This window comes from Pilimelia anulata (genome assembly GCF_014647895.1).
In the GTDB taxonomy this organism is placed as follows: domain Bacteria; phylum Actinomycetota; class Actinomycetes; order Mycobacteriales; family Micromonosporaceae; genus Pilimelia; species Pilimelia anulata.
The window spans coordinates 455,324-467,875 of sequence record NZ_BMQB01000002.1 but is presented as its reverse complement, the minus strand read 5'-3'; the positions used below and the strand labels follow the sequence as shown (position 1 = coordinate 467,875).

Here is a 12,552-nt window from a genome sequence, read left to right as displayed (position 1 = left end):
GGCGGGCGGCAGCGGGTGGTCAGGCGGGGCGGCGGGCGAGCAGGTGCAGTTGGGAGGCGATGTCCCGGTACGGCGGCTCGGCGGCCACCGCCAGCTCCAGCTCCAGCAGCGCGGCCGGGTCCTCCTCCGCGACCGCGGCGCCGACCAGGTCCGCGAACACCCGCACGCCGTGGATCGCCTCCACCCGCAGCCCGGCCCGCTCCAGCACCGCCCGGGCCCCGGCCGCGTCGAACCGCCGCGGCCGGCCCGCGGCGACCAGCCGGGCGGCGTCGGCGAGCTGCCCGGACAGCGCCCGGCTGAGCACGGCGCCGGCCCGGCCGGCCACGAGCACGCTGGCCACCCCGCCGGGCCGCAGCGCGGTGGCGAGCGCCCCGGCGACGGCGTCGACGTCGTCGACGACCTCCAGGACGGCGTGGCAGAGGGCGAGGTCCACCGACTCGGGCTCGGCGACCTTGCCGATCTCGTCGGCGTCGGCCTGCACGGCCTCGATCCGGTCGGCGACGCCCTGCTCGGCGGCGCGGCGGCGCAGGGAGGCGAGCGCGTCCGGGCTGGCGTCGATCACGGTGACCCGGTGGCCCAGCTCCGCCAGCGGCACGGCGAACCCGCCGGTCCCGCCGCCGACGTCGAGTACGCGCAGCACCCGGCCGGGGTACCGGTCGAGTTCGTCGCGGAGCACGGATCGGACGACGGCGGTGTGCGGGGCGTGCCGGCTGCCAATGCTGTCCACCCCGCGAGCGTAGTCGAGCCCGCCCGGCGGGGCGGCGCGGCCGTCGATCGTGCGCGGGCGGGCCGGTCAGCGGAAGTCGCGCGACGGGATCCGGGCCGGTACGGCGACCGCGGCGAGCCGCTCCGCGACCAGGTTGAGCACCTCCCCCTGCCGCTCCAGCGTCCCCCGGATCAGCAGGCCGGGGCTGCTGCGGGCGACCGCACGGTACCGCAGCCACAGCCCCGGCGAGCAGACGACGTTGAGCATGCCGGTCTCGTCCTCCAGGTTCAGGAACGTGATCCCGCCGGCCGTGGCCGGGCGCTGCCGGTGGGTGATCATCCCGCCAACCAGCAGCCGCTCGCCGTGCCGGCGCTCGGCGAGCCCCGCGATCGACACCGCGCCGGCCGCGGCCAGCCGCTCGCGCAGGAACGCCACCGGGTGCGTCTCCGGCGACAGCCCGGTCGCCCAGACGTCGGCGACCAGGTCGTCCAGCGCGGACATCCCCGGCAGCGGGGGCGGGGCGGCCGGGGCCAGCGGCAGCCGGTCCGGGCGCTCGGCGGCGGCCGCGCCGGCCTGCCACAGCGCCGCCCGCCGGGTCAGGCCGAAGCCGCGGAACGCGCCCACGGTGGCCAGCGCCTCCAGCGCGGCGGCCGGGGCGGCGGTGCGGCGGGCCAGGTCGGCGATGCTCCGGTACGGGCCGCGCGCCGCCCGCTCGGCGACGATCCGCCCGGCCAGCTCCCCGCCGACCGTACGGACGCCGGACAGCCCCTGCCGCAGCACCGGCCCCCCGGCGCCCCACCGCTCCGGCGGCTCCGCCGGCCCGCCGGCGCGGACCCGGCGGGCGGCGTCGTACTCCAGGGTGGCCCCCGCGCCGCTGGCGTTGATCTCCGGGCGGCGGACCCGGACGCCGTGCCGGCGGGCGTCGTCGACCAGCGACTGCGGGGCGTAGAAGCCCATCGGCTGGTTGTTGAGCAGGGCGGCGCAGAAGGCGGCGGGGTGGTACCGCTTCAGCCAGGCGCTCGCGTACACCAGGAACGCGAAGCTCAGCGCGTGGCTCTCCGGGAAGCCGAAGCTCGCGAAGGCCAGCAGCTTGTGGAAGATGTCGTCGGCGATCGCGGTGGGGATCCCCTTGGCGGCCATCCCGTCGTACAGGCGGGTCCGCAGCCGCTCCATCCGCTCGCTGGACCGCTTCGACCCCATCGCCCGGCGCAGTTCGTCGGCGGTGCCGCCGTCGAAGCCGGCCGTGTCGATGGCGAGCTGCATCATCTGCTCCTGGAACAGCGGCACCCCGTACGTGCGGTTCAGCGCGTTGCCCATCGACTCGTGCGGCAGGCTCCACGTCGCACCGTTGCGGCGCTTGATGTACGGATGCACCGACCCGCCCTGGATCGGCCCCGGCCGGATCAGCGCCACCTCGACCACCAGGTCGTAGAACTCCTTCGGCCGCAGCCGCGGCAGCGTGGCGAGCTGCGCCCGGCTCTCCACCTGGAACACGCCGACCGCGTCCGCCCGGCAGAGCATCTCGTACACCTGCGGGTCGTCGGGTTGCAGGTCGGTGAGGTCCAGCCCGCCGCCGATCAGGTCGAACCCGTCGTGCAGCGCCCCCAGCATCCCCAGCCCGAGCAGGTCGAACTTGATCAGCTTGATGGCGGCGCAGTCGTCCTTGTCCCACTGGAGCACCGAGCGGCCGGGCATCCGGGCCCACTCCACCGGGCACACCTCGATCACCGGGCGGTCGCAGATGACCATGCCGCCGGAGTGGATGCCGAGGTGCCGGGGGAAGGTCTGCACCCGGCTGGCGTACGCGACGACGTCGGCCGGCACGTCGGCGACCTCGGCCGGGTCGATGCCGTGCCAGCGGTCGATCCGCTTGCTCCAGGCGTCCTGCCGGCCGGGCGAGTGGCCGAACGCGCGGGCGACGTCGCGGATGGCGGAGCGCGGCCGGTACGAGATCACGTTGGCCACCTGCGCGGTGTGGTGCCGCCCGTACGTGTCGTAGACGTACTGGATGACCTCCTCCCGGCGGCCGGACTCGATGTCGATGTCGATGTCCGGCGGCTCCGGCCGGTCCCGGGAGAGGAACCGCTCGAACAGGAGCCGGTACTGCATCGGGTCCACGTTGGTGATGCCGAGGGCGTAGCAGAGGACCGAGTTGGCGGCCGAGCCGCGGCCCTGGCAGTAGATGTTCCGCTCGCGGCAGAAGGCGACGATGTCGCGGACGATGAGGAAGTACCCCGGGAACCCCAGCTCCTCGATCAGCGCCAGCTCCCCCTCGACCCGCGCGTACGGGTCCCGCTCGTGGCCGGGCGGGGGCAGCGGCCCGTACCGGTACCGGCGGGCCACCCCCGCCCGGGCCAGCTCCCGCAGCCGGGACGCCTCGGTGCACCCCGGCGGCATCGGCAGGACGGGCAGCCGCGGCGCCACCAGCTTCAGGTCGAACGCCAGCTCCGCGCCCAGCGCCGCCGCCCCCGCCACCGCGCCGGGGTACGCGGCGAACCGCCGGGCCATCTCCGCGCCGTCGCGCAGGTGCGCGGTCGCCGCGGCGGGCAGCCAGCCGTCCAGCTCGTCCAGGCTGCGCCGGGCCCGGATCGCCGCGAGCACCGTCGCCAGCCGCCGGTCGGCCGGGGTCGCGTAGTGGACGTTGCCGGTGGCCACCGCGCGCAGGCCGCGGTCGGCGGCGAGCGCCGCCAGGGTGTCGTTGTACTCGTCGTCGGTCGGGTCGCCGGGGGCGGTCAGCTCGACCACGACGCCGTCGCGGCCGAACGCGGCGACCAGCCGGTCCAGCGCCGCCGCCGCGGCGGCGGGCCCGCCCGCGCGCAGGGCCGCCGGGACGTGCCCCTTGCGGCAGCCGGTCAGCACCAGCACCTCGCCGCCCCACTGCTCGGCCAGCGCGGGCAGCGCCGGGTACCGCGGCCGGCCCTTCTCCCCGCCGGCGAGCTGGGCCAGCGAGATGGACGCGGCCAGCTTGGCGTACCCGGCCGGGCCGCGGGCCAGCGCGAGCAGGTGCCGGCCGGGCGGATCGGCCGGGCCGGCGCGGGGGGCGTCCAGCTCGACGGACAACTCGCTGCCGAACACCGTACGCAGCACCAGCCGCTCGGCGGCCTCGCTGAACCGGACGACGCCGGCGAGGCTGTCGTGGTCAGTGATGGCCAGCGCGGTCAGCCCGAGCCGCTCGGCCCCCACCGCCAGCTCGTGCGGGTGGCTGGCGCCGTCGAGGAAGCTGAAGTTGCTGTGTGCGTGCAGCTCGGCGTACGGCACCGGATTCGCCGGGCGGGTCACCGGGGGCGGCTCGAACGCCCCGCGCTTGCGGGTGAAGCCCGGGCCGTCGCCGCCGTCGGCGTCGGCCAGCGGGTCGACGACGCGGCCGTCGAGCCGGCGCTCCCACTCGGTCCAGGGGACCGCCGGGTTGTTCCAGCCCATTCCCCGCTCCTCTCGCTGTTCGGGTGGCCTCGGGTCGGGTCAGTCGTAGAGGGCCGTGAGGTGCCAGCGGCCGGCGGAGAGGGTGAGCAGGACGCCGCGGCCGTCGGCCAGGACGAGCTGGAAGCGGACCCCGCGCCGGGCGTCGGCCGACCACCACCGCTCGTCCGCCGGCCACGGCGCCGACCACCCGGTCACCCCGCCCGACCCGGCGGGGCCGATCGGATCGGCGGGGCCGGCCGGCTCGGCGGGCGACGGTACGGCGGCCAGCCACGCGCCGGCCCGCCGCCCCTCCCGCCCCGACCGCCCACCCGAGCCGCCCGGCGGATGGGGCACGCCGGGTGGAAGACCGGCAGGTGGGCCGGGAGGTGAGCCGGGAGGTGAAGGACCGGCGGGAAGGGATGCGCCGGGCGGCGGCGAAGTCGCGCCGGCCGGCCGGGGCTTCGGCGGCGGGGCCCTCGGCGGGGGCGGGGCGGTCGGGAGTGGACAGGCCGGGGGCAGGTCCGCCGCGGCCGGGTGCGGGTGGACCGTCAGGTGCGCCGGCTCCCCCGACAGGTCCAGCCGGGCGCTGACCGTCACCGGCGCGCCCGCCGCGTCGTACACCGTCGCCGGCAGCGGCTCGGGCAGGACCACCGCCGGCGACGGCGCCGGCAGCCGCCCCGGCCACGGCTGCTCCGGCTCGACCGGGCGCTCGTCGCCCCACGGCACGTACCGGGCCCGGTCCGCCGGCGAGCGCCCGCCGCCGAGCACCGGCGTCACCACCGCCCCCGGCCCGAGCAGGCCCTGGACCCGGGTGAGCGCGCGGTGCGCCCGCTCGCGCTCCTCCCCCACCTCGCCCCACAGGCCGGGCTGCTGGGCGACCCGGGGCAGCACCCCGTACGGGACCAGCCGCAGGGTGGCGATGCCCGAGCCGGGCCGGGGCCGCCCGCGGGCGGGGGTGAGCCAGCCGTCGAGCTGCCAGCGGACCCGGTCCACGATGGCGGCGGCGGTGAGCAGCCCGTCGTGCCGCCAGGTGCGGTGCAGCGCGGCCCCGTCGGCGGTGACGGCCTCGATGCCGAGCCGGGTACAGGCCAGCCCGTGCGCGCCGAGCCGCTCGTGCAGCCGCTCGGCCAGCGCCCGGGCGGCGAACGCGGCCACGTCGACCCGGGCGAGCGGCTCCTCGTACGTCGCGCTGACCCACAGGTCCGGCGGCGGCTCGCGCAGCGCCAGCGGCCGCGGGTCGCGCCCGGCGGCGAGCCGGTGCGCCCAGGCCGCGTCGGCGCCGAACCGCCCGGCCACGTCGGCGGCGGGCAGCGCGGCGTACGCGCCCAGCGTCCGGATGCCCAGCCGGCGCAGCAGCTCGACCAGCGCGGGCCGCCCGAGCGCCCCGACGTCCAGGCCGGCGAGGAACGCCGCGGTACCGCCGGGCGGCACCAGCCGGTCGGCGCGCGCGGCGAGCCCCGCGGCGAAGGTCCCGTCGGCGACGCCGACCCGGCTCTCCACCCCGCACTCCCGGCCGACCTGCTCGATCAGGTGCGCGGCGGCGGCCTCCTCGCCGCCGAAGTACCGGGCCGGGCCGCGGGCGGCGAGCGCGCAGGCCCCCGGCCGCAGCACCTGCACCCCGGCGACGGCGTCCTCCACGGCGGCCACCACCGGCTCGAACGCCCGCGCGTCCCGCCCCGCGTCGTACGCCACGACCGCCAGCTCCGGGCACCGGTACTGCGCCTCCCGCCGGCGCAGCCCGCGCTGCACGCCCGCGGCCCCGGCGGCGGGCGAGCAGGCGACGACCCGGTTCGCGTACAGGACGGCGACCGGCTCGTGCACCGCCACGCCCTCGACGATCCCGGCGGCGGCGACCGGCCAGTCCGGACACCAGAGCACCATCGTCCGCACCGCCCCGCTCACGCGCCGCTCCCGCCCGCCGCGCCCGGCGCGCCGCCGTCCCCGTCCGCCGCCCCGAGGGCGCCCCGGGCGTCGGGCAGCCAGAGGGTCACCTCGCGGCCGCGCGCCGCCGACCCGCGCCCCGACGCGGCGACGGCCAGCCGCCGCCGGTGCAGCCGCCCGCGCCCGCGGCCCGGCCCCAGCCACTGGGCGCCGACCGGCCGCAGCGTGACGTCGGCACCCACCCACTTCCCGTACGGCACCAGCACGCACCCGCGCTGCCGCGCCCGCGCGGCGAGCCGCTGCGCCAGCGCGGCCGACGTGGCGGGCGGGGCGGCCACGACGACCACGTCCACGCCGTCGATGAGCGCCGCGACCACCGCCGGCCAGTCCGCGCCCGGGTGCGGCACCAGGGCCAGCCGGTCGAGGGCGATGCCCAGCTCCGCCGCGGCGACCACGCCGAACGCCGGCACCCCCACCACCGCACACCACGAGCCGGTGCGGGACGCCTCGGCGAGCAGTGCCATGACCAGCGACGCCCCGGCCGCGACGGCGACGGTGCTGCCGCGGCGCAGTACCCCGCCCGGCAGCAGCCGGCCGAGTGCCGGCGCCACGGGCAGGGCGCGGGGATCGTCCGCGCCGACGGCGCACGCGCTGGCCGACCGCACCAGGCCGGTCAGCGCGGCGGTGGGGAGAGCCGCCACGCCAGCCATGATCAACGTGCTCCTTACGGTTGTGCGCGGGGCGGCAGCCCCGTGGTACGTGAGCACGACGACCATTACGTCCGCCCGCTCCGGCCGTTGCCCGGGACGGGGCCGGACGGGCGGCGACCACGTGCGGTTCACCGCCGGATGCCCGACTACCGGATGGCCGGCGGCCGGGCGGTGCGGCCGGGCGGTGGCTGCCGTACCCGGCGCGGCCGACATCGCCGACCGGGTGGGCCGACATCGCCGATCGGGTGCCCCGGGCGGGTCGCTGCCGGTCCGGGGGAAGTCCCGCGGCCCCGCGGTACCCGGCGGGTGAGAGCGCCGGGCGGGCGCGCACCGGGCGTCGGCAGACGCTGGGTCCCGGTGCGCCGCGCCCCCGTGGGGCCGCGGGACGGCTAGGCGGCGAGCAGGTGGTCGGGATCGCCGCCGCGCGCGAGCCCCAGGATCACCTCCACCACGGCGACGAACTGCTCGACGGCGTGCAGGAGGTCGTCGGCCTCCCGGGCGGTGACCACCCGGGGGATCCCGGCCTGGGCGGCGGCGCGCTTGCCCGCGCCCTCGGCGAAGTACCGGGCCCAGTCGGTCAGCTCGGGGGCCACCAGGACGAGCAGCGCCCAGACGCTCGTCACCTGGTTGCGCCGGTGCGGCGCCGGCTCGGCCCGGGTGGCCAGGACGGCGGTGGCGGCGCGCAGGGCGGCGAGGTGGGCGGTGGCGTAGCGGAGGCCGTCGGCCCGCTGGGCGGCCGCCTCGGCCACCCCGCGCCGGGCGATGGTGAGCAGCTCCGGCGGGGTGCGGTGCGGCAGCAGGTGGGCGGCGATGGTCGGCGGGCTGCTGTGCGACATCGGTTCCTCCAGGGGTCCCGGACCCCGCGGGGTCGGCGGCGACGGGTCGACCGCGACCGCCCCGGACGGGCCGGGGTGGCCACGGCGCTGCGGAGGAAGGCGCAGCGGTGATGCCGGCCGGGCGGGGCACTTCCCCTCGCCACGCCCGGCCGACGCCGGTCGGGCTCACGCCCGCTGCCCGGGGGTCGAGAGGGCAGCGGACGTGGGCCCGCCCGAGCGGGGCGTACGGGCCCGCGAATGCCCGACTGCCCCACGACGCGGTCCGCGAAAACCGCACCGGTGCGGAGGCCGCCGGCCCGGCGCTCGCGAGGCGCCCGACGCGGCGAAGCTCCCGCGGTGACCACCCCCGCTGGGGCAGCCACCGCTGTATGGACACCCCGGCCACGCGCCGGACGGTCCGACCGGGCCAGCGGGGCCGACCGGTCCACCCGCCACGGGCGCGGGGTGCTCCACCAATCTATTCGAACAGGCGTTCGAATACAAACAGACTAGCGATTCCGTACGACAAAATTTCGGCCTCAGGCGTCGTACCAGGTCAGGGCACACAGCCAGAGCCGCGCCGGCACCTCCGGCGTGGACCACAGGCCGATCGAGCCGCAGCCGGTCGACGTCCACTGCGCGGTGAGCGCGGTGCCGTCGGGCAGCGCCAGCCCGTACGCCCGGACCCCGGACCCGTCGGTCAGCGCGAACACCCGCGGCCGCACCCCCGGCGCCCCGGCCCGGCGCGACCGGACCCGTCGCGGCGGGCGCACCCGCTCGCCGGCGCCGCGGGAGCCGGCAACCCCCGCCGCCGGTTCGGCGGCCGGGCCGGACGCCGCCGCGGGCCCCCCGACGGCGGGCGCGCCCACCGCGTCCGCGACGGCCGCACCCAGGTCGGCCATGTCCGGGGCGACCGCACGCGGGGCGACCATGTCCGGGTCGGCCACGTCCGGGTCGGCTGCACTCGGGACGGCCGGGGTCGGATCGGTCGCGGGCGGGTCAGCCGGGGTCGGATCGGTCGCGGGCGGGGCGGGCCGCGCGCGAGCCGGCGGCTCGGGGTCGGTGCCGTGGTAGACAGGGGGCTGGTCGGGCAGGTTCTCGTGCATGCGCGGATCCCTTCTCGACAGTACGGCCGGGGCGGGCGCGCCTGGCGCCAACCGGACACCCGCCCCGGCCTCCTCCACCGACCGCGGCCGCTTCCGGGCACGACGAGGTCGGCCGCCGCAGGTTCGCGACGACCGCACACGGCGATCCGGGAGAGGCCGATCCCACGGGAACGATCCGGACGGAGCCGTTCTCCGCTGTGGATGATCGGTACGCGCAGAAGCATGGCAGCCGAACAGGGCACTTCGTAAGGTGCAATTGTGCAACCAGCATAAACGGAACCAAAGGGACGCACCCCCGGAGTCCATGAGCCCAGCCCGGCGCCCCATTGCGGTGCGATAGCGGTCCAACATTAACCTTGTCGTACACTTGTGTCTACAAGAGACGGCACACGTCCGTATGACATTTCGTCGTGCTGTGCACACAAGTACAGTGTCCGGGCAGTGAGCGGAGGTGGTCATGAGTCAGCCCATCGATCGGCGGGCGGACCGTCCGGTCTACAAGCAGCTCGCCGACGACCTGCGGCGGCGCATCCGCGCCGGGGAGTTCCCGCCGGGCACCGCACTTCCGTCCGAGGCCCAGCTCGGCCGGGAGTACGACAACACCTCCCGCACGATGGTGCGGCAGGGTCTGGCCCTCCTGAAGAACGAGGGGTTGATCAGTTCCCGGCACGGCCGCGGCTGGCATGTCCGCGAACGGCGCGAGGTGCACCGCATGGCCGCGACCCGCTACCGGGCGGAGTGGGACCAGGTGACCCGCCCCGCGCAGAACCGGGACTCGACCCCGTTCCACTACGACCACCACGACTTCGGCGAGTTCACCCTCGACAAGCAGGGCGACCGGGTGGCGGCGGACGAGGAGCTGGCCGGGATCTTCGGCGTCGCCGCGGGCACGCCGCTGTTCCGCCGGACGTTCACGTTCGTCTTCGACGGCGAGCCGCACCGCCGCTCGTACAGCTACCTGCTCCACGACATGTTCGACGGCACCGCGGTGCTGGACGTGGCCAACGAGCCGTGGCCCGGCGGCACGATGGCGCAGCTCCACCTGGTCGGCGTCCGCGTGACCGCGGTGGACGAGGTCGTCAGCGCCCGGATGCCGACACCCGAGGAGTCGCGCACGCTCCGCATCGACGGCGGCGTGCCGGTCCTGGCGGTGCGCCGCCTGATGTACGCGGGCGACCGCGTCGTGGAGGCGTGCGTCGACATCGTGATCCCCGCGGACCGCGTGACGCTCCACTACCGCACCGAACTGACCGACCCGGCCCCGGACTGAGCCCGCAGCCCGGGCCGACTCAGGTATTGCGGACGGAAACCACTCGCCCGGTGCCCGGGTCGACAGCGACGACCTGACCCACCATCCGCCCCGTCGCCGGGTCAATCCCGACCACACCCGGCCTGTTGAGTCGCTCCTGGTCGACGGCAGTCGGCTGGCTCCACTCGCTCAGCAGCACCACGCTGGCGAGCACGCTGGCACCGACTGCACGTAACACGCGAATCACGGCTTCTCCTCACGGACGCGGGGAGCCCATCAGAGCACGCCGAGGGCGGATGGGGATGCCCCACCCCGCTCTCTCCATGAATCGGGGCGTCGCACAACCCCGCCCGCGGGCGGGCCGCTGCCGGCGTACCTTGGAGGGGGCCGCAACCAGGGTGAGGAGGGCGCGGGATGAGGCTGGTGTCGTGGGGACCCGGCGACCTGCTCCGCCGCCTCGACGACGTCATCGTCGTCTACGGCACCGCGATGGGGTACTCCGCCGACCTGCTCGCCACCCGGCGCGGGTACATCGCCGCGCACGCGCACCGGCCGGGCTTCCGCGCCGTGGCGTCGCTGGCGTCGGACGGGCACCTGGTCGGCTTCGGGTACGGCTACCTGTCCGGCCCCGGCCAGTGGTGGCACGACCAGGTCTGCGCCGCGCTGCCGCGGCCCGAGCGGGGCTGGCTGGTGGAGTCGTTCGAGCTGGTCGAGCTGCACGTGCACCCGGCCGCGCAGGGGCACGGGCTGGGCGCGGCGCAGCTCCGGGCGCTGCTCAACCTGGCGTCCGGCCGGGCGGTGCTGCTGTCGACGCCCGAGGCGGACGAGGCGACCTCGCGGGCGTGGCGGCTGTACCGGCGGTTCGAGTTCGTGGACGTGCTGCGCGGGTTCCGGTTCCCCGGCGACGAGCGGCCGTTCGGCATCCTCGGCCGGCCGCTGCCCCTGCCGGCCGCGCCCGCCCGGGTCTGAGCCGGGGCGGGATCAGACCCGGACGCCGGTGCGCAGCACCGTCAGCAACTGGCCCAGGCCGAACCCGCCGAGCAGCACGGCGATCGTCATGACCAGCGTCGCCGTGCCGATGGCCAGTTCGGGGGCCAGCAGGCCGGCCAGGCCCGCCGCGAACAGGCCGCCCGCCGCCAGGCCCACCCGGATCGGGCGGCCGGCGACCGGGGCGCGGCCGCGGTAGCTCATCGCGGCCACGGCCGCCTGGGCGCAGACGTACTCGTACAGCCAGGCCGCCGCGACGACCGCCGCGCAGAGCTGCCACGGCACCCCGACGGCCCAGAACGCGACCGCCCAGCACAGTTCGGCGATCCGGTCGACGAGGGCGTCGTGCACGTACCCGAGCCGGGAGGTCCGGCGGGTGACCACCGCGACGGCCCCGTCGGCGCTGTCGGCGACGGCGGCCGCGAAAACCAGGACGCCGGCGGCGAGCACGCCGGCCGGGCCACGGCCGGCGGCCAGCGCCGCCGCGACCGAGGCCGCGAGGCCGAGCAGCGTGACCGTCAGCGGCCGCAGGCCGAGCCGGGCGCCGGCCAGGCCGAGCCGGTACGCCCACCACAGCCAGGCCCGCACCGGCGCGGCCGCGGTGCGCGGGTCCAGGCCGCCGTGCAGGCCGGCGAAGGCGACGGCGTACGCGTCCCAGCTCACCGGGGCCGCGGTCGCGGCCGCCCGGGGCGGCGCGGCGAGGTCAGGCACCGGCGGTCACGCCCAGGTCGGCCCACACCTCGCGGGTCGCCGTGGACCGGTTCAGGGTGATGAAGTGGATGCCCGGGGTTCCCTCGTCGAGCAGCCGGCGGCACATCGCGCCGGCGGTCTCGATGCCGAGCCGGCGGACGGCCACCGGGTCGTCGGCGACCTCGGCGAACCGGGCGCCCAGCGCGGGCGGGAACGGCGCCCCGGAGAGCTGGGCGGCCCGCTCGATCGTGCGCATGCTGGTCACCGGCATGACGCCGGCGACGATCGGGGTGTCGCAGCCGGCCGCGGCGACCCGGTCGCGCAGGCGCAGGTACTCCTCGGCCTCGAAGAACATCTGGGTGATGGCGAACTCGGCGCCGGCCCGGCACTTGGCGACGAAGTGCCGGGTGTCGCTGTCGATGTCCGGCGAGCGCGGGTGCTTGTACGGGAAGGCGGCCACGCCGACGCAGTAGTCCCCGGCGCCGCGGACCAGCCGGACCAGCTCGTCGGCGTACAGCAGGCCGTCGGGGTGCCGGACCCACTCGCCCATCGGGTCCCCCGGCGGGTCGCCGCGCAGGGCGAGGACGTTGCGGATGCCGGCGTCGGCGAGCCGGCCGATCATGTGCCGCAGCTCGGCGATGGAGTGGTCGACGGCGGTCAGGTGGGCCATCGGCAGCAGGGTGGTCTCGCTGGCGATCCGCTCGGTCACCGCGACGGTGGTGTCCCGCGAGCTGCCGCCGGCGCCGTAGGTGATCGAGACGAACGACGGGCGCAGCGGCTCCAGCTCGCGGATCGCGGACCAGAGCTGCCGCTCGCCCTCGGCGGTCTTCGGCGGGAAGAACTCGAAGGAGAAGGTGGGCGCCGCGGAACGGATCAACGCACCGATCGATGGTTGACTATCGTCAAGTACGGAAGGAAGCCCCAGGGACACGCTCCGCACTCTACCGGCCCCGCGCGCCGTTGTCCGCCACCGCCGGGCCCGCCGCGCGCTGTGGCGTTCGCCGTACCC

General features: G+C 77.2%; 10 protein-coding genes and 1 pseudogene. 2 read left to right on the top strand and 9 right to left on the bottom strand.

The genetic code is table 11. The features are described 5' to 3' along the window. Nucleotides 1-19: 19 nt before the first annotated feature. The 6 genes and pseudogenes from IEY94_RS06880 to IEY94_RS06855 all read right to left on the bottom strand — a co-directional run bounded on the left by IEY94_RS06880 (nt 20) and on the right by IEY94_RS06855 (nt 8,617). Nucleotides 20-727 (bottom strand): methyltransferase domain-containing protein, encoded by a 708-nt coding sequence (locus IEY94_RS06880; protein WP_189169187.1) that lies wholly within the window; start codon nt 725-727, stop codon nt 20-22. Nucleotides 728-793: 66 nt separating this feature from the next. After that, nucleotides 794-4,126, bottom strand: a complete 3,333-nt coding sequence (locus tag IEY94_RS06875; protein WP_189169186.1) for an error-prone DNA polymerase — start codon at nt 4,124-4,126, stop codon at nt 794-796. Between the two features lie 522 nt (nt 4,127-4,648). After that, nucleotides 4,649-5,986: pseudogene (locus tag IEY94_RS06870) on the bottom strand (DNA polymerase Y family protein); the annotation flags it as partial. Between the two features lie 17 nt (nt 5,987-6,003). Further along, a complete protein-coding gene (imuA', locus tag IEY94_RS06865; protein WP_189169185.1) occupies nt 6,004-6,696 on the bottom strand; it encodes a DnaE2-dependent mutagenesis accessory factor ImuA' in 693 nt (230 codons plus the stop codon). A 389-nt stretch (nt 6,697-7,085) separates the two neighbouring features. After that, complete coding sequence (locus IEY94_RS06860) at nt 7,086-7,532, bottom strand: SAV_6107 family HEPN domain-containing protein (protein WP_189169184.1); 447 nt, start codon at nt 7,530-7,532, stop codon at nt 7,086-7,088. Between the two features lie 518 nt (nt 7,533-8,050). Continuing rightward, nucleotides 8,051-8,617 (bottom strand): hypothetical protein, encoded by a 567-nt coding sequence (locus IEY94_RS06855; protein WP_189169183.1) that lies wholly within the window; start codon nt 8,615-8,617, stop codon nt 8,051-8,053. Between the two features lie 457 nt (nt 8,618-9,074). Here IEY94_RS06855 and IEY94_RS06850 point away from each other — a divergent pair, with 457 nt between their 5' ends. Beyond that, a complete protein-coding gene (locus tag IEY94_RS06850; RefSeq protein WP_189169182.1) occupies nt 9,075-9,887 on the top strand; it encodes a GntR family transcriptional regulator in 813 nt (270 codons plus the stop codon). Nucleotides 9,888-9,906: 19 nt separating this feature from the next. Here the strand turns inward: IEY94_RS06850 and IEY94_RS06845 are convergent, their stop codons facing one another. After that, on the bottom strand, nt 9,907-10,113 hold the full coding sequence (locus IEY94_RS06845) for a hypothetical protein (RefSeq protein ID WP_189169181.1): 207 nt from the start codon (nt 10,111-10,113) through the stop codon (nt 9,907-9,909). A 167-nt stretch (nt 10,114-10,280) separates the two neighbouring features. Between IEY94_RS06845 and IEY94_RS06840 the strand changes: the two genes are divergently transcribed. Beyond that, a complete protein-coding gene (locus tag IEY94_RS06840) occupies nt 10,281-10,835 on the top strand; it encodes a GNAT family N-acetyltransferase (RefSeq protein ID WP_189169180.1) in 555 nt (184 codons plus the stop codon). Nucleotides 10,836-10,847: 12 nt separating this feature from the next. On the opposite strand, the gene IEY94_RS06835 is transcribed toward IEY94_RS06840, so the two are convergent. Both IEY94_RS06835 and metF read right to left on the bottom strand, forming a co-directional pair. Next, nucleotides 10,848-11,564, bottom strand: coding sequence for a CDP-alcohol phosphatidyltransferase family protein (locus IEY94_RS06835; RefSeq protein WP_229783382.1), 717 nt, complete (start codon nt 11,562-11,564; stop codon nt 10,848-10,850). After that, nucleotides 11,557-12,474: a methylenetetrahydrofolate reductase [NAD(P)H] gene (metF, locus tag IEY94_RS06830; protein WP_189169179.1), complete on the bottom strand. Its 918-nt coding sequence runs from the start codon at nt 12,472-12,474 to the stop codon at nt 11,557-11,559. Before metF ends, IEY94_RS06835 begins: the two co-directional genes overlap by 8 nt. Nucleotides 12,475-12,552: the final 78 nt, after the last annotated feature.